This is a genomic window from Paraburkholderia sp. BL23I1N1, assembly GCF_003610295.1.
Classification (GTDB): Bacteria; Pseudomonadota; Gammaproteobacteria; order Burkholderiales; family Burkholderiaceae; genus Paraburkholderia.
Map to the genome: position 1 here is coordinate 206,674 of NZ_RAPV01000004.1, position 17,389 is coordinate 224,062.

The following is a 17,389-nucleotide window of genomic DNA, read 5'->3' on the forward strand; positions in this document are numbered from 1 at the left end:
CACCGGATTCTTTCGCCTGCCTCCCGGCGTGGTGGCCATGGCTGCGGGGCTCGCCTTCATATCGTCGAATGTAAGGGCACTCGAGACACCACGCAGTTGCGGTTCGGATCCGCACATCCAGTGCGCCACCTACGACCCCAACCAGGCGTATCGCGTCGCAACCATGCCGGGCCGCGTAGTGATGATCCAGTTCGAACCGGGCGAACACATCATCGACAGCGGTGAAGGCATCGGAGACGGCAAGGCATGGCACGTGGCCATCAACGATAGCGGGGCGCTGCTCAAGCCGGGTGCGTTGCAGCCGGAAACCAATCTTGTACTCGTCACTAACCGGCGCACGTATTCGCTCTCGCTTGCCGACGTGTCGGCCGCCCAGCCAGCGACCTGGATGCTGCGATTCGACTATCCGGACACGAAAGCGAAGCTGACTGCGGCGCAGCAGCGCCGGCAGGCGGCAGTCAGCGCGGCGCTCGGCGGTCAACAGATCAATCAGCAGGGCAACGGTCCGGCTGTGCCGGCGTCGCTCGCGGCAGGGACGAATGCGGTGCAGGCAGCTGCTGCCCAAGCGGTGACATCGGCTTCGGCCGCGAACATGCAGTACATGATGCGCGGCGATCGCGCACTCGCGCCGACGGCGCTCTGGGACGACGGCCGCTTTACGTACTTCAAGTATGCGACCGCGCGCGACCTGCCGACGATCTTCACGAAGCTGCCGGACGGCGGCGAGGCGACCGCGAACTTCCACATGGAAGGCGATACGGTCGTCGTGCACGAGGTGTCGAAGTCGTTTGTCATCCGCTTCGGCCAGTCGGTGCTGGGGATCCGCAATGACAGCTATTCGCCTGATGGGCATTACAACCGTGCGGGCTCGTCGGTGCCGGGCAGCGCGCGCATCGAGCGCGACCATGCCGATGCATCGGCGAACTGATCAGGGAGCGAACAGGGCATGACTGAACGAAACGAAATCGAACATGCGGCGCGTCGGGCCGCCCCGGCCGACGTCGGCCCGCAGCCCTCGCTTGACCTGCCGGGGCGCCGGAAGACGCGCGTGGGCAAGCTGCGTCTGGTGCTGGTCGCGCTGGCCGTGATCGCGCTGGGTGCGTCGGGCGTCACGATCTATCTGCAGCGCCTCTTCCAGCAGCATCAGGATGCGAAGCAGGCCGCGCTCAACAAGCCGAAAGACAGTGGCGCGAGTGACGCCGGCGCAGATCTGGAGACGCAGAAGGACCGGATCAAGAAAGCGGAGGCTGATCAGGCCCGTGCAGCGTCGGAGGCTGCGGCTGCGGCGAATTCCCGTCTCGCGACGCCGTCCGGTGCGGCGTCGCAGACGGGCGGCGCAACGAATGGACAGGCAGTGGCGGTGAGCAACCAGCCACGGCCGCTCACGCCGGCCGAGCGCCGCCTGCAGGGCAGCGTGCTCGTCTCGAACGGGAGCAACGGGGCGGGCCGGAGCGAAGATGGTCCGGTGGCCTCGAATGAAACCACCGGTGACAGCGAGGGCAACCCGGCGGGCAACGCGGGAGCGGGCGGCCATGACGCGGGTGGGCTGGCGGGTCTCGCGAAGTCGATGGGCTTCTCGGCGCTGCATGGTTCCAGTGCAGGCGGTGCATCCGGCCCGACCAGCAGGACGGACGCGGGCGACAGCAAGGGGTCGTCCATCGACCAGTCGTTGCAGCCATCGAAGCTGCAGCCGATGCAGGCCTCGTTCCGGCCGAACCGGCACTACCTGCTCAGCCGCAACACGATCATCCGGTGCGGTCAGGCGACGGCGATCCGCACCGACCGGCCGGGCCTGATCGGATGCCCGATCGCTCAGGACGTGTGGTCCGACGACGGCACGACGCTGCTCGTGCGCAAGGGCGCGATGGCCAAGGGCGAGCAGCGCGACGCAGTGCTGCAGGGGCAGGGCGTGATCGGCGCGATCTGGGACGAGATCGACGACGGCGACGTGCATATTCCGCTGAATTCGCCGGCGACCGATCCGCTCGGCGCGGCCGGCATCCCAGCCTACGTCGACGAGCACTTCTGGCAGCGCTTCAAGGGGGCACTGATGGTGAGCCTGATTGGCGACTTCGGCCAGGCGCTGGCCAACAAGGCGACCGGCTCCGGCCAGACGATCACGTTCTCGAACAGCTCCAACGCGACGCAGGACGTCGCGGCCGAGACGCTGCGCAACACGATCAACATCCCGCCGACGGCGTATTCGAACCAGGGCTCGGTGATCAATATCTTCGTGGCACGCGACATCGATCTGAGTGGCGTGTACGAGAACGTCGATGCGCAGGGTAACCCGGCGCAGGGCAATCCGGTCGGCACCGACGCACAGCAATGAGGAACAGGCTCATGAATCTGAAAATTACCTTTCCGGAGGACTTTCCATTACATGGTCTCGAGCGCGACATGTTCGAAACGAAGCTGCGCGCCGCGCTGCGTTTCTGCTTCCATGGCAACACGGTCCGGCAACTGGCCGAACGGGTGGATGCCCGGCGTGCGCGTTCGCTACCGGCCGGCGCATGGGACGCGTTACCGCTGCGCCGGATCGCCGACGAGCACGCGTTCGACGACTGCCTGACGCTCGACGGCTGCCGGATTGAGGACATGTCCACGTCGTTGCGTCGCAACCTGTTGCGCAATGTCGGGGCTCGTATCGGGCTGACGATCTCGGAATGGGGCGACAGCGCCTTGCCGCTGCCCGGTGAGCCGGTCAGTCACGTCGCCGGTCATGTGATGGAATCTGACGCAACTAACAGTCAGTTCTCCGCATTCATACCAGTTCGCGGGCGCCATGCGCCGCGCACATTTAGCGTCCTGCTTGCAGCGGGTCTGTGCGTAGCCGTGGCAATCGGCGGGGCGGCCTGGAAATCGACCCGGCCGGCCGCGCCCCTGAGTGCAACCGTGGTGTCCACGTCGCCAGCGCAAACGCTCCGCGACCTGGCCAGCAGCGTCCCGGACGACCGGCGGCCATACCGCGTGTCCGTGCAGATCGAGCCGCAGGGCGGCGCCGTCACGCATCGCTGACCGCGCGACTACCGTCCGGTCAGCGACCGGGTATGTCTACCTACTGCAAAGGAATACAGATGAGCGCCGCTGTTATTGACGTGATCGAGAAAGGCACAATCGCCCGCAGCTTTCTGAAACAGATGGGCATCGCCAACTTCTTCGACGGAAGCCTGACCGAGGTGGCCATCAACCGGCCCGGCGAAATCTGGACGCAGGGCAGCGGCGGCTGGAGGCGGCATGACGCGTCCGCGTGCACGCTCGATGCGTGCTTCAAGCTTGCCAACGCGCTGACCGTGATGAAGGGCGGCAAGTTCTCGACGAAAGAGCCGATTCATCCGGTGGTGCTGCCCGATGGCCAGCGCGGGCACGTGCTGATGCAGCCGGCCTGCGAGCAGGACACGATTTCCATCACGATCCGCATTCCGTCGAACGTGCGCTTTTCCGTCGCCGAGTATGAACGCAACGGCTGGTTCGAGGGCTATCGCGACGTCTCGCCGCGTCGCGACATGTCGGCGACACTCGATCTGCAGCCGTTCGAACTCGGGATGCTGGAAGCGAAGAGTCAGCGCAATGTCACGCGCATGCTCGAGCTCGCTGTCGCGAACCGTCTGAACATCGCGCTCGCCGGCGGCACCGGCTCCGGCAAGACCACGCTGAACAAGGCGCTCTCGGACCTCGTGCCGTCCGATGAGCGGATCGGCACGATCGAGGACACGCCGGAGCTGTCGCTGCCGAATCACCCGAACCATGTGCACCTGTTTTTCAGCGACGCGCTGCCCGCAAAGGAACTTGTCAGGTCGACGCTGCGCATGAGGTTCGATCGGGTGTTTCTCGCCGAACTGCGCGGCGACGAGACGTGGGACTACATGACGCTGCTCAACACCGGCACGCCTGGCGGCATCACGACCGTCCACTGCAACGATGCCCGCTCGGCGCACTCGCGCATCGCCACACTCATCAAGCAGAGCGTGGTGGGCCAGACGCTCGACTGGCAATTCATCATGGAACAGGTGCGCGTCACGGTTGATCTTGTCCTTTTCATGCGCGACAAGCGGCTCACCGAGATCTGGTACGACCCGATCGGCAAGGCGCAACTGCTCGGGTGCGTCTCATGAGCGCCATGGACTTCACGGAGGTGACCGCTGTGGCGGCCGCCGACGATCCCGGACTATGCAAATGGCGGCCGTCCGGCGAGTTCGCCCTGGTCCATCCGTCGGGCTGGACGATCGCGCGGTACTCAGTCTGCGACGAGTGGCGCTACCTGTTGTGGGAACCGGTTGATCTGTGCCGCCACACGCGCGGCAATGCGTCTCACGGCCCTTTCAACAATGTGCGCGATGCGATGCGTTTGCATAGGCAGCTCGCGTCGCCGGATCTCAACGCGGGTGATGGAAAAGACTGCGATTGAGCGGACCGATGAAATGCATTGCTGCGCAGCCGCCTGCTCGATGGGCGGTTGCATTCTGCCAGGCCGGAGGGCGCATGAAGTTCAGCATCAGTGATGTCGAAGCGGCGATCGACAGCTGGCGCCGGTGTTCGTCATCGGACGAAGCGTTTGTCGCCAGTGTAGAAGCGCGGGCGTTGGCCCGGCTTTACGGCGCGGTGATCGTGCATGGCTGTGCAGTGGTGTCCGACACCGAGCTTGACGATGCGCAGCGCGACGCCCTGCGCGTTCTTTCGATCAGCCATCCCAGGGCAATGGAGAAAGGAGATTTCATGACCGGCCATCGCAGATTGACCGAAGCCATGGAAGCCGTCGCGAATATCGCGGCGCCGCCCGGCACGCTCAGTACCGTCCAGCTCCAGCTGACGCTGGATCGCATGACAAGCCACGCGAGCGAGATTGAGGCGGTGTATCTCGCCTTGCGACAGCGGGGCGTAGCAGAGGCAGACCTGGGCGTGGCCGTGTCCACGCTCACGGCGGGCGACGTTGCTCCGTGGGTCGAAGCATTGAAGCTGACGGGGCAAATGAAGCAATGAGTAATCCAACCGTGGAGGTCAGGCAATGAAGACAGAGATCCGATTCCGCATCGGCGACAAATGGATCTGTGTGGAGGGTGGCAACGGCTACGCGCCGGATCATCCCGACTACGTGACCTTTGCGGTGCGCGAGGCCAGGGCGAACGGCAAACCGGGCGGTCGTGTCGCCGCTAACTTCTCTGTACGTCGACGCGCGGTGCAGGAACTCGGGCTGCGCCTGCTCGATCTTGCGGACCGCATGACGCCGGAGACAACCTGGCAGAACAGCCAGCCGGTCGGCGAGACCGGCCAGCCACCGCTCCTGTTCACGTTCGGTGATGACGATCGTGCGGTGCGGGAAAGGCTTCTCGCGGACAAGCCAGCGAACTTCGCCCGACATGTGTACGCGAGCGCCGAGCGCCTGCGCGCCCGTATGCCGATCCTGCGCGCGGCGCAGCGCGTCCTGGAGCACTGCGACGACGAAACGGCCGCAGGCCTGCACGTGCTGGTCGCAGCAGCAGATCAGGCCGGCGGGTTTCCGGCCAGGCCGGTCGTGGGTTTTGACGCCGCCGAATTCCAGATTGATAGCGACACGCCCACCCACTGAGGACCACCCATGCCAAAACCGCTTCGCATCCTCATTCCTGTCGTGGTCTTCCTGCTGATCCTGGGCGGCTTCGCGGTCCTTGGCCAGTTCGCCGGCGGTCAGCTCTTCGCGAAGATGCAGAAGCTGCCTGAGGGTAGCGCGGGCCTGTTCACGCTGTACGACTACTGGCACGCCTACGGCGATGTACCAGTGGTGGTGCGCGCGCTCAGGGTGTGCACGCTGCTCTCGGTGGTCATTACCGCCCTGCCGGTGGCTGTGATCACGATGGCGCTCGTCTCGGGCCGCAAGCGCCTCGCGCAGTTCGGCGAGGCCCGTTTTGCGACCCGCAGCGACATCGTGAAGGCCGGCCTTCTGGAGAAGAAACAGCCATGACGATGCCTGAAACGTTTCCGAAGTCCGCGTGCGTTCTATATGCGTCAACGCGCCGCGGCATGAGCGAGCTTTCTGTGCTGCCGCTCGACATCGACCGGTGGTATTCGGCCTGTGAGCGCCAGTTCGAGACTGACTGGCGCCGCAGGTTTGCCGTGAGCACCGCTGCAGCAGTCCTTCATATCGCACTTGCGGAGTAAGCATGTCACACATGTATCCACCGTTCATTGTCGGCAAGCACAAGGGCGAATACCTGAAGTACTACGGCCAGGATTTCCTGATGACGGCCGCCGGCACCCGCTCCGGCAAGGGCACCTCGCTCGTGATCCCGAATCTTCTCACCTATCCCGATTCGGTCGTGGTCGAGGACATCAAGGAAGAGAACTACCTGTACACGTCAGGCTACCGCCGGGCGTGTGGTCACGAGACCTACCTGTGGGCGCCGTTCTCCGAAGACGGACGCTCGCACGCGTATAACCCGCTTGAATACATCCAGCGCCGCGCGCCGTACACCCGTGTAGGTGACGTGATGACGATCGGCGAACACCTGTATCCGTCCAACGTCGATGCGCGCCTGAAGTACTGGAACGACAACGCGCGCAACCTGTTCATCGGCATCGTGCTGTATCTGCTGGAAACGCCTTCGCTGCCGTGCACGTTCGGCGAGGTGTTGCGGCAGGCCTCCGGCAAGGGTCGGGCGATCCGTGAACACATCTCGTCGATCGTCAGCACGCGCGCCGACGCAGCGCATGCGACTCAGGGCACTGAGGGCCTGCCGCCGCTCACCTTCGAGTGTCTCGATGCGCTGAACCGCTTCCTGTCGCAGTCGAAAGAGGCCTTCGCGAACATCGTGTCGACGATGACCGCGCCGCTGAACGTTTTCAGCAATCCCGTCGTGGACGCCGCAACCAGCCGTTCGGACTTCGATCTGGCCGATGTGCGCAGAAAGCGCATGTCGATCTATGTGGGCATCAAGCCAGGCGACCTGAAGGCCGGCGCGCTGCTGATCAACCTCTTTTTCTCGCAGCTGATCGACCTGAACACGCGCGAACTGCCTGCCGAAAATCCTGCGCTCAAATACCAGTGCGCGCTGATCCTGGACGAGTTTGCAGCGCCCGGCAAGATCGACATCATCGATACGGCCAACCCGTTCATTGCTGGCTACAACCTCCGGCTGATGCTGATCTTTCAGGGCATGTCCCAGATCGAGGATCCGAAGCTGTACGGGAAGCACGGTGCCGAAACGCTGGCGATCAACTGCAAGATGCGTAGCCTTTATGCGCCGCGCACGGTGAAGGAGTCGGAAGAGTACTCGAAGATGCTGGGCACCTTCACGCTGATGGCGCGCTCGCGCAGCCGTAGCCGCGGCCGCAGTTCGTCGACCAGTACCAACGACTCGGAACATGGCAGGCCTCTCATGTTGCCGCAGGAGTTGCGCGCGCTGAAGCACAACAAACAGATCATCACGATGGAGGGCTGCGAGCCGATCCTGTGCGAGAAGGCGTTTTTCTATGAAGACGCCGAACTCGTCGACCGGCTCGTGCGACAGAGCCCCTACCTGCAGGGCGTCATGGCGAAGCTGGAGACGACCAACCGCCGTCGCGCCTGGTTCGGTTTCGGTCCGAAGTTTCCTGACGAAACGCAAATGAAACACGCGGCGTTCGTCGCGCGCGAACTGTGCGCACCCGTGCCGAAGATCGACGTCGAACAGTGGTGGCAGACGCAGAACGAGGCGCGCCGCGCACAGCAGGCTGCAGCGGCCGCCGAGTTGGCCCTGCAGTCGGGCGGCCAGACGCGAGATGTCCGGGATGTTCGCGAGCACGAGATCGGTGTCCTCGCGCCTGTTCATCTGGCCAACCGTCACAGCATCCGCGCATCGCTTTTCCAGTTGATGCCGTATCTGCGTGAAGTCCTGCCCGAATCAGCAACCGCGGCCGCCGCCGTGTCAGGGCAGACCGCAGCATCTGAACCCCAGCCTGAACCGCAAGGAGCAACTGTATGAACGAGATCGAATTTCCTGCCGACCGGATCGATTACCGCGAACGCGATGCGGCCAACGCCGATGATGCGTCGACCATCCGCGCGCGCGTCACGCCGCCGGCGAACGAGCCGGACGCGGGCGCCGTGCCTGGCAATCCGGACACGCCGGTCGATAACGCGACTGAAGAGCGCCTGAAGAAGATTCGCGCGGCCGATCGGGAGAAGGTCGAGAAGCTGCTCAAGCGCGACGCCGCACCCAACGTCGCGACCGACACAGCGACCGACGAGGCGGTGAAGCCGGCCGCCGGCACCGGCAAGCCACTCGGGAAGAAGGGCGAGGAGCCGCCGAACATCATCCGACCGAAACCGGTTTTTGAGAAGACCGGCTATGACGTGCCGAAGTCGGTCAGTAACCGCTATGTCGCGCACGAAGGCAAGTTTCTCGATCGCAAGAGCGAGACGGTGCACTTCGAGGACAAGGGCCGCTCGCTGTCCACGGCCAGCGAGGACCGCGAGGTGATCGCGCACATGGTCGAGGTCGCGAAAGCGAAAAACTGGGGAGAACTGCAGCTCAAGGGCAGCGAGGAATTCCGCCGGCAGGCGTGGATTGCGGCCGAACTTGCCGGCGTGCCAACGCGCGGTTTCAAACCCGCATCGCAAGATCGCGCCGCACTGACTGCCGCACGCGAAGCGATGCGCATCGGCGCCGGAGACAGATCGAACGACGGCGAGGGGGCCCGCACGAACTCGCTGGAAACCGCTGCCGGCCAGAAGCAGGATGCGACGGGCCCTGAAAAGCCCGTGCCGGATCCCGCCAGCGGTGCCGTCGCAGGTCCGGTCCCGGCGTCGCAGGATGCCGGCCGCGGCGCGACGCAGACGGGCCCGAGGGCTGATAAACAGTCGCAACAGCAGCCGCAGCCGGACCAGTCCATGGCAGACCCTCAACCCGCTTCGCCGTCGCTGGATCAGTCTGCGGCTGGCGTGACTGCGGGCGTACTCGTCGCGCACGGCGGTGCACCGTTCAATCACGATCCGAAGCAGAACGCGAGCTATTACGCGACCGTGCGCACGGCCGGCGGTGAACGCACCGTGTGGGGACTGGATCTCGAACGCGCGATCGGCGAAAGCCGTGTGCAACCCGGTCAGCGGATCGAGCTGGAAAAGGGCGGTAGCAAAACGGTCACTGCGCAGCAGCGTCAGTTCGACGACAAGGGTAACGAACTCGCCCCGAAGTCGGTGGAAAGCCGGCGCAACGAATGGCTGGTGTCCTCGCCGGATGTACCGGGTCTGCCCACGCGCGAGCAGCGCGAGGCGCTGGCCAGCGTGCGCCGCGAAGTGGACGAGCGCCGCCGGATCGATCAGGCGCGCGAGCGGTTCCTGAACGGAGACTGGCAATACTCGAAGGAACAGCAGAAGACGCTCGATGAGGCGCGCGAACGCATCAAGGCGCAGGCCGCGCGCGAGGTGCTGCGTGACGAGATCAGGGGCTTGCCCGAGCAGCAGCAGGAGAAGCTGATGGGGGAGTTCGAAAGCGCCGTGGCCGAGGCGCGCGCGGCTAACCGGCCGCTGGAGGTCCCGATTCCGCAGGTCAGCGAGGCAACGATCGAGGCGGTGCGTGAGCAGATCGAGCGCGAGCAGCGGGGGCTGGCCCAGGCCGCGCAGCAGGCGACGCAACCTGCGTCGCGGGAGCCGGGACAGGATCCGCAGCCACACACCGCCGGACACGACGGACCGACCCTCGAAATGGAACCGTAAAACGGCAGATCGCTACGGGAGGCCGCGCCCGTTTCACGACCGTCATCGTCAAATCGAACAACAGGAGCAGGACATCATGAAGATCGCCGTAATCAATTTCTCGGGCAACGTCGGCAAAAGCACCGTTGCCCACCATCTCCTCGCACCGCGCCTTGACGGTGCGGACGTCATTTCCATCGAATCCATCAACTCGGATGGAACCGAGACCGCCGCGCTGCGTGGAAAAGAGTTCGACGAACTGCAGGAACGGATGATGTCACGCACTAACGTCGTGGTCGACGTGGGTGCATCAAATGTCGAGGACTACATTTCGCTGATGCAGCGGTATGAGGGCTCCCATGAAGACTTCGACAGATTCGTTGTTCCGACCGTACCCGCTCTCAAACAGCAACTGGACACGATTGCGACACTTAACCAGCTAGGCGAATTAGGCATTCCGGCGAGCCGGATCCGGCTGCTGTTCAACTTCGTAGACAGCAAGTCGGATGTAACCAGGGTATTCGCGCGGTTGTTCGAACAGCATCGCAAAGCCAGTACGTTTGTGATCGATTCGTCGGCGGTCGTATACGAAAATCCGATCTACGAAAAAATCAAAGCGGTTGGCAAGACAATCAGTGAAGTCAACGATGATCCAATCGATTATGTAGCCTGGAATGCTCAGGCACTGGAAGACGGTACCCCCGAGCAGGAACGGGCTCGCATCCGCCAGATGGTAGCAATCAAACGGCTTGCTTCACGCGTGACGCGAGAACATGACGATGCCTTCCGGCTACTGGTGCAGTAATGGGCGCACCAGACGATTCGATCCGCGAAGAACTGATCGGCGCGGTGCTCGGCGAGCTGTCGCTCCTGCGCCGCGACGTGAAAGACCTGTCACAACTGCTCGAGGCGAGCGGCAAACAGTTCAAGGATGACGGCGAGCTGACGCTGCTGCGTTTTACGTCGCGCCACGAACAGTTCCTGAAGCAGTTTTCAGAATCGAGCGCCGACGTGCTTGCGCAGGCGGCCAGTTTCGCGCAGGCCCGCGACCAGTTGCTCGGTGAAATCTCGCTGCGGCAATACGACGAAGCGAATGGCCGTAGCCGCCAGTTGCTGAGGGACGTACTGCGCGAGGAAGGCTGGAACAACCGGTCGGCCCTCACGCGGTTCGAACTCGCAGTATGGATGGGCGGCACCGCGCTGATATCGGCCGCCGTGACGCTCGGCGCGTTCGTGGTGTTGCACTGATTGCCGTGATGCAAGGAAGACACACCATGAAAACCCTTCTGGGAATGCTTCTGGCCGGCTCGCTTCTGGTCGGCCCGCTCATCAGCACGCCGGCGCACGCCGACGACAACGAAGACGCCTGCGGTGCGGTGCTCTGTCTTGCGGGGTTGATGGCAGGCGGCAGCGGTGGACAGAAATGCAGTGGGTACGAGGCCAACTATTTTTCGATTGTGCGCTATCACCATGGGCACTTCGATCTGAGTGGCACTTCGAACGCACGAGGTGATTACCTGAACCAGTGCCGATCGGTTGGCGGCGACCAGAAAAGTTCTGTCAATTCGAAATACGGCAGCGTCGAGAACGGGCCTTGAAACCAGTCTCTCAGCCTGGTGACACCCTCGGGCCGCCAGGATTCGCACGCCGGTGGCGTTCTCGCGTCACCGGCGCTTTTTTCCGGTATCCATAAGCCGCGGTTGAAACCGCCGCAACAGCATCCACAGGAGAACCATGCAATGACAAATGCGCTCCCACTCACCCTGGCCCGGCGTCAGGCTGCCGCTTCAATCGACTGGCCGGAATGCACAGCCTTGCTGCTCAACCCCGATCCTGCCGTGCGCAGAAGCCTCAGGCTGCTGGGGATTTTCGCGGGCGTGCTGGCCGTTCTCTGGATGGTCGGCACCGATCCGCGCGGGCCGGTCCAGACGTGGGCGCAGTCGGTTGAGAACCGCGAGATGAGGCCAGCGATGGAGTCCGCGATGAACGCCGGCAACCGCGTCGCCGGAACCTGGCTGACGACGCACTTCCGGCAGGATTATCCGGGACTGCTGCAACAGGAGGCGGACGCAGGCGAGCCGACGGCAATGTTCATCATGGGCCGGATCCTGATGAACAGCGCGCATCCCGGTCGCTTCGTCACGCTCGACCGGAACCTGACGGCGTCGCAGGTGAAGGGGAAAGGTCTTGATCTTGTGCGCAAGGCTGCGGCCGCGGGCAATCCGGACGCGCTACTGTTTGTGGCCCGTCATGATGGAGCATGAGGGCCGGACGCAAAACAGTCCGTATGAATTCGTCTATCCGGGCGGCTGGTCGATCACCAACCGGATCATCAACGGCAAGTCACGCTGGACGCTGTTGTGCGCCGGCGAGCAGTTCGGCGCGTTCAGCAGCGCCGCCGCCGCGATGAACCACCATGCCGCGCTGATGAAGAAACGGGACGGCGGCAGCTGACGCGGGGCCAGCGGTCGTCCGTCGGCTGGAGTGGACCGATGGAGTCGAACTGGAATATCAGACCGGCGCCGGCAGCACTGAACCGCCCGATGGTCTGCAAGCGCTGGCCGCAGTACACTGCCCGTCGATGTGGAGGAGAACACGATGAAACTCACTTCCGGAAAACTGCTCGACCTGATGGAGGCGGGTCGAACCTATCGGGCAAGCGAGCTGGCCGAGTGCTTCGATACGTCGACGGCGCAGGTCAACGACATGCTCTGCACACTGGTCGAGGCCGGTTTCGTGCGCATGAACAGTCATTCATCGCGAATCCTCCGCTTTGAGCGGCTGTCGTTCGAACCCGACCCACCGTCGCGTGCCGCTGTAGACACCAATGCGCCGGCGACCGTGGCCATCCCGCCGGTAACCCGGACGCAGCAAGGTTCCCCGCGCGGCTATGAGGCGTCACTCGCCAGCGTCCGCAGCCTCGCGATGGCCGCGCGCCATTCGTCGCGAGGCTGACCATGCGCCTCGTCAATCGCGATCATCCCGACAGGATCAGCCGGCAGCTTGATCCGGCAGAAGCCGCAGCAGTTCGCGGCTTCTGCGGCGCGGGACAGGAAGTCCGGCCGGGCGACGTGGAGCTCGTCGCGGCTGTGCTCGAGGAGATGCACGACGGTCGGCACGTCCGGCTGTGGCTCGAATGCGACTGCGGGCATGGTGCAAAGACACAGCCACGGCTGACCGCCCGTGTGCGTGATGAAGGACCGCGTCATTTCGTGCGCATGCACAGATACGGCGAGCATCGCTGTGCGCTGGCCTCGTTCCGCCAGACTCCGGAACCCGAAGACGGCGAGCCGGACGCTGATCCAGCGTCACCGGGCCAGCACAATCCGCTCAAGCCGGTTGGCGACGCACTCGACTATCTTGACGATCTGCACGAAGGGATTGCACGCCCGGGTGGCTCCGGCGGCTCAACTGGTGGTCGCGCCGACAACGGGCGACGCCTGCCGCGCCTGGGGCGCATCTTGCACACGTTGCTGGACGATGCGGGCTTCGCGACCGCGCACGTGGATTCGCTGAAGGAAACAACCCGCTCGTGGGACCGCCTCGAAGCGTACGCGGCCGATGAGGCGATGAGTCCGGAACTGACGCTGGGGCAGGTGCTGTACTTCAAGCCGTGGACCAGCCTCAATGAAAAAATGGCCACCATCGACGCGCTGCCGTGGCCCGACAAAAAGGCGCGCAGCGCGCTGCTGCTGTTCGTTGCAGACGAGATCCACGACGGCGCAGCGATCAAGAAAACGCGCATGGGCGAATGCCGGGTGCGGCCGGCTAAAGGCATCCGCGGCGGCGGCCGCGACCACGGCCTCACGCAGCCGCCGTACTGGGCGCTCACCGTCGTCGATCGCGATCGCGAGGGCATCGCCCGGTTCCGGGAGGCATTCGCGCAGCATGCGTATTCGTTTGCGCGACCGGTGCCGCTGGACAGCCGCTACGAGCGCCGTACGCTCGAACAGCTGTTCAGCGTCATGGAGTGGGTCAAGAAACGTGGCGTCGACGTCACGCTCGCCAAGCCGCTGTTCGATCGTGAGGTTCGACAGCTCGACGACCCGAGCCTCTGGTGCCGGCCGGACTTCGAGCCGACATTCCGGACGGTTGAAGCGGCGGGCACCGCGCCGCGGCTGCATCGCGTCGTCATCGAGACGATGGGCGCAGACGAGCCTGAATATCTGGAGCGCAAGTCGCGCATGCACGAGATCATGAAGCGCCGCGGCATCCTCATCGAACACCGGGTATCGGACGGTGACGGCCAGGCTGAACGCGACGACGCGTTCCTTCGTCGTGTCGGTGCGAAGATCCTCCATCTTGCCGGTGTGCAACGGGTAGGGACGCACTGATGCCTCAAGCCAGAGACAAGGTGTCCGGATGAAGGCGTATATATGGGGTTTGAGGTGCAGTGGAACAGTCACCGTTTTTTTGCGTAACCGTTCCACTGCGCCTCAAACCCCAAAACGCTGAACGATGACTATGAAATCAGGCGTCAGTAGCACACGACTGGCGCTCGATGCACGAAAAAGAAAGCCACCTGTGACGGTGGCCTTTTCTTTGGGCGAGTGCCTTAGTTATTCACTCGCCCTGCTGCGACGTAAATAATTCGCCAATTAAAACTTCGCAACGAATTTCCTAGAATTACGAGTCGAAATGCCCCGTAATAAATGGTAATAATTCAAGACGCATACTCAGAAAAATTTAACACCCGGTTTCGTTTACACAAGGCAGAATCCAGAAAATCGCATCTTAAGCGGCATGCGCATTGGATTTCCTTCGATAAGCTTTCCGTATTATAACAGAAAGTAATCGGGAGGGTAAAACCCAAATATGCGGAAAAGCTTATCGAATTCGCGCGCCGGTAGCATCGTGGCGGAGACAGTGAAGTAATCAAACGATACTAAATCCATGAACGACTTCAGCCAGAACAGACAGAGCTTGCTGCGTGACCTGATTGAATCGAAATGCGTATTCCGCGCGCCTAAACATCGGCTTGTATCATCAAGCGGAAAATCCCTGTCATGGCTGATTGATTTACGACCGATCCTGCTTTCATCGGAAGGGCTCGATACGCTTGCTGAGTTATTCTGGACGCGCTACGCGGACCAACTGCCGTTTCAGGTAGGCGGCATGGAAATGGCCGCTGTACCGCTTGTGGCCGCGATTCTCATGAATGCCGCGCGAAAGGGATATAACGTCACTGGCTTTATCATTCACAAAGAGCGCAAGCGCTATGGCCGGATGAATGCCATTGAAGGTGACGTTTCGGATGCGCCGGTTCTGCTTGTGGATGATATTTTCAATAGCGGCACGAGTCTTGAGCAATCGAGAGTCGTGCTCGAAGAAATTAGCCGCACCATCTGGAAAGTCTGGAGCGTGATCGATTACGGTTCCCGCACCGGAACCGAATGGCAGAAGCGACACGGCGTTACGGTCGAATCTGCTTACGCCCTTGAGGATTTCGGACTCAAGCTGTCGGTTCCTAAAAGCCACGCAGCACAGCTTTCATTCGTCACGCGCTGGGTCGCTAAAACAGAGTCCGCGAATCATCATTATGTCGTGCCGAAGTCGGCACCGCGTGCGCAAAACGGCTTTATTTATTTCGGCACGGATGCCGGGGAAATGCGCTGCGTTGATGGGGCGAGCGGTCAAACGCGTTGGAGCTTCAAAATCGAAGCAGGGCGCTCGAAAGGAATCTGGTCCACGCCTTACGTCACGCATGATCGGGTTTTCTTCGGCGGCTATGACGGCAATCTGTACGCCCTGTGTGCAGAGAATGGGCGAGAAATATGGCGATACGTTGAGCCTGACTGGATCGGATCATCACCGGCCTACGCGGCTGATTTGGGCCTCGTGTTCATCGGCGTTGAATATGCCAGTCCGACACGAGCTGGCGGCGTAACGGCCATCGATGCAAAGTCCGGTCAGAAGGTTTGGGAATATCCGACCCGTTGCTATGTCCACGGCTCCCCGCTCTATGTCGCAGATATTGCGGCAGTGCTGTGCGGCACCAATGACGGCGCATTAGTGGCGCTCGATGCGCATACCGGCGCGGTTCGATGGCAATTCCAGACGAACGGCGCAATCAAGCATGCGCCTGCGCTAGACCTTGAGCGCCGACAGGTCGTGTTTGGTTCCTTCGATGGCGGTATTCGTGGCGTGAGTCTCGATACCGGCGAACTGAGATTCTGCATCCAGACGGGAAATGCGGTCTACACCACGCCGCTGATTGACGGCGCTCGCGCCTGGTGTGGATCGACGGACAAATATCTGTATGTGATTGACCTCGCGACCGGCGAAGGCATTGCGAAAATCGGCGCGCACTCGAAGATATTTTCGTCGCCTGCTCGTATCGGGCCCTGGGTATGGTTCGGCAGCACGAACGGGCGTGTTCGCGCAATCGACCCGGCAACCTTTGCGCTGGCCGGGGTGTTTCAACTGCCGGATGCCGTCACAAGCGCCGTCGAATACGATTCGGTTAATCGCATGCTCATAGTCGTTAGTATAGCAAACCGCCTGTATGGAATATCAGTGATGCCACCGGTCCTGCGGGAACAATCAGAAGATGGTCAGTCGCAGATTGACGTGACGGCGCTGCAACTTGCTCGCCTCACCGTCGATGCGGTGATAAATCACACGCCTTTGCCTGATCCTGAACGATATCGTCTGACCGGCGCGTATCCGCATGGTGGCGTCTTTGTCAGCCTGCGAAACCAGACGACCTTGCAACGGATCGGACGTGGCGGCCAGTGGACATTTGATGCAGCCGGTTCGTCGCCGGAAATGTCGGTCATCGTCGCAACGACAAAAGCCTGTGCAAATCTGTCTATCGATTCACTGCGTGAGACGATTGTCAGCGTCAGCCTGTTTGGTCCGCTTGAGCAAACCACGCTCGAAGAACTGAACCATGAAAAATTCGGGATCGTTGTACGGGCCACGGCGGGCGCGAAGCTCGGCGGCGCACTGCCGAATTCGCCGGAATATAGCAACGAGCAGGGCCAATATCTTCATGCGCTGCGCAATGCGAAGTTCACGCAGTGGGAAGGGCACACGCTTTACCGGCACACGGTTGAACGGCAGGCGGAAGACCTGTCCTGGCCCGTCTACGGCGCTCCTTTTCCATATGACGAGGCTGATTTGACGCGCTTCGTGGCGTGGCTGCTGAGCCCGGGGGGACGGGCCGAATCGCAGGATTTCTATTCGGGACTCGCAGACCGTCTTTCGGCGCTCGCCGTTACGCGGTACGTCGATGCGCTTGTCGCAGGCTCCAATGACGCTCGCCGTCAAGCCGTCGATGCAAAAGTCACGACGATTCTTTTACCGGTTGCCGGAATGCAGAACGCGGACGTGAGTGACCTGAAGGAATCGGTAGCCAGTCAGCGTACCGGCGCAGAACGCGTTCTGTTGTCGCTGATATTCAAAGGCCGCAGCGTAGGTGAGCGCACGCGCCTTCGCGGGCATTTTCGGATGGATCGCGATGCACTGATCTGCCGGAACGATGCCGAATCACAGGTATTTCTGCCTGCACTGAACATGCAACGTGGGATGGACGCAGAAACGTTGATCGCAACGTTGCCGGATTTTCCGGCTGCGACGTGGGAAATTGCGCCTTGCTGGACGTGGGCGGTCGAGGGTGAAGCAAATCCGCTTCTAGTGCGAGGCATGACGGACGCAATTCTGAGCGCGGATTCAAGAATCAATGGCAGTGCGGGTGCCATTGTGGATGTATCTCACAACCCGCTTTTTCAGGAGTAG

General features: G+C 62.3%; 19 protein-coding genes. All 19 read left to right on the plus strand.

The window, feature by feature from the left end; translation table 11 throughout:
• The first annotated feature begins 37 nt into the window (after positions 1 to 37).
• The 19 genes from B0G76_RS42125 to B0G76_RS42215 all read left to right on the plus strand — a co-directional run bounded on the left by B0G76_RS42125 (position 38) and on the right by B0G76_RS42215 (position 17,389).
• Positions 38 to 928, plus strand: a complete 891-nt coding sequence (locus B0G76_RS42125; RefSeq protein WP_409076792.1) for a TrbG/VirB9 family P-type conjugative transfer protein — start codon at positions 38 to 40, stop codon at positions 926 to 928.
• Positions 929 to 946: 18 nt separating this feature from the next.
• Entirely contained in the window at positions 947 to 2,332 is a 1,386-nt protein-coding gene (locus tag B0G76_RS42130; RefSeq protein ID WP_120298604.1) for a TrbI/VirB10 family protein, read from the plus strand.
• Positions 2,333 to 2,343: 11 nt separating this feature from the next.
• Entirely contained in the window at positions 2,344 to 3,018 is a 675-nt protein-coding gene (locus B0G76_RS42135; RefSeq protein WP_120298605.1) for a hypothetical protein, read from the plus strand.
• A 59-nt stretch (positions 3,019 to 3,077) separates the two neighbouring features.
• Positions 3,078 to 4,115, plus strand: coding sequence for a P-type DNA transfer ATPase VirB11 (gene virB11, locus B0G76_RS42140; protein ID WP_120298606.1), 1,038 nt, complete (start codon positions 3,078 to 3,080; stop codon positions 4,113 to 4,115).
• A complete protein-coding gene (locus tag B0G76_RS42145; protein ID WP_120298607.1) occupies positions 4,112 to 4,408 on the plus strand; it encodes a hypothetical protein in 297 nt (98 codons plus the stop codon). Before virB11 ends, B0G76_RS42145 begins: the two co-directional genes overlap by 4 nt.
• 74 nt (positions 4,409 to 4,482) lie before the next feature.
• On the plus strand, positions 4,483 to 4,980 hold the full coding sequence (locus tag B0G76_RS42150; protein ID WP_120298608.1) for a DUF3717 domain-containing protein: 498 nt from the start codon (positions 4,483 to 4,485) through the stop codon (positions 4,978 to 4,980).
• Positions 4,981 to 5,005: 25 nt separating this feature from the next.
• A complete protein-coding gene (locus tag B0G76_RS42155) occupies positions 5,006 to 5,566 on the plus strand; it encodes a hypothetical protein (protein WP_120298609.1) in 561 nt (186 codons plus the stop codon).
• 9 nt (positions 5,567 to 5,575) lie between these two features.
• A complete protein-coding gene (locus tag B0G76_RS42160) occupies positions 5,576 to 5,938 on the plus strand; it encodes a hypothetical protein (protein WP_120298610.1) in 363 nt (120 codons plus the stop codon).
• A gap of 59 nt (positions 5,939 to 5,997) precedes the next feature.
• A complete protein-coding gene (locus tag B0G76_RS43250) occupies positions 5,998 to 6,135 on the plus strand; it encodes a hypothetical protein (RefSeq protein WP_183082339.1) in 138 nt (45 codons plus the stop codon).
• A gap of 2 nt (positions 6,136 to 6,137) precedes the next feature.
• A complete protein-coding gene (locus tag B0G76_RS42170; RefSeq protein ID WP_120298612.1) occupies positions 6,138 to 7,937 on the plus strand; it encodes a type IV secretory system conjugative DNA transfer family protein in 1,800 nt (599 codons plus the stop codon).
• Entirely contained in the window at positions 7,934 to 9,670 is a 1,737-nt protein-coding gene (locus tag B0G76_RS42175; protein ID WP_120298613.1) for an LPD7 domain-containing protein, read from the plus strand. Before B0G76_RS42170 ends, B0G76_RS42175 begins: the two co-directional genes overlap by 4 nt.
• A 76-nt stretch (positions 9,671 to 9,746) precedes the next feature.
• Positions 9,747 to 10,454 (plus strand): StbB family protein, encoded by a 708-nt coding sequence (gene stbB, locus B0G76_RS42180; protein ID WP_120298614.1) that lies wholly within the window; start codon positions 9,747 to 9,749, stop codon positions 10,452 to 10,454.
• Positions 10,454 to 10,897, plus strand: a complete 444-nt coding sequence (locus B0G76_RS42185; protein WP_120298615.1) for a hypothetical protein — start codon at positions 10,454 to 10,456, stop codon at positions 10,895 to 10,897. Before stbB ends, B0G76_RS42185 begins: the two co-directional genes overlap by 1 nt.
• Before the next feature lie 26 nt (positions 10,898 to 10,923).
• A complete protein-coding gene (locus tag B0G76_RS42190) occupies positions 10,924 to 11,247 on the plus strand; it encodes a TrbM/KikA/MpfK family conjugal transfer protein (RefSeq protein ID WP_259461009.1) in 324 nt (107 codons plus the stop codon).
• 216 nt (positions 11,248 to 11,463) lie between these two features.
• The gene (locus tag B0G76_RS42195; RefSeq protein ID WP_259461010.1) at positions 11,464 to 11,913 is read left to right on the plus strand and encodes a hypothetical protein; all 450 of its coding nucleotides are present in this window, start codon (positions 11,464 to 11,466) and stop codon (positions 11,911 to 11,913) included.
• Entirely contained in the window at positions 11,900 to 12,103 is a 204-nt protein-coding gene (locus B0G76_RS42200; RefSeq protein WP_147394170.1) for a hypothetical protein, read from the plus strand. Before B0G76_RS42195 ends, B0G76_RS42200 begins: the two co-directional genes overlap by 14 nt.
• Positions 12,104 to 12,247: 144 nt before the next feature.
• Positions 12,248 to 12,604, plus strand: coding sequence for a hypothetical protein (locus B0G76_RS42205; protein WP_259461011.1), 357 nt, complete (start codon positions 12,248 to 12,250; stop codon positions 12,602 to 12,604).
• 2 nt (positions 12,605 to 12,606) lie between these two features.
• On the plus strand, positions 12,607 to 13,983 hold the full coding sequence (locus B0G76_RS42210; protein ID WP_120298618.1) for a hypothetical protein: 1,377 nt from the start codon (positions 12,607 to 12,609) through the stop codon (positions 13,981 to 13,983).
• Positions 13,984 to 14,542: 559 nt separating this feature from the next.
• Positions 14,543 to 17,389, plus strand: a complete 2,847-nt coding sequence (locus B0G76_RS42215) for a PQQ-binding-like beta-propeller repeat protein (protein WP_120298619.1) — start codon at positions 14,543 to 14,545, stop codon at positions 17,387 to 17,389.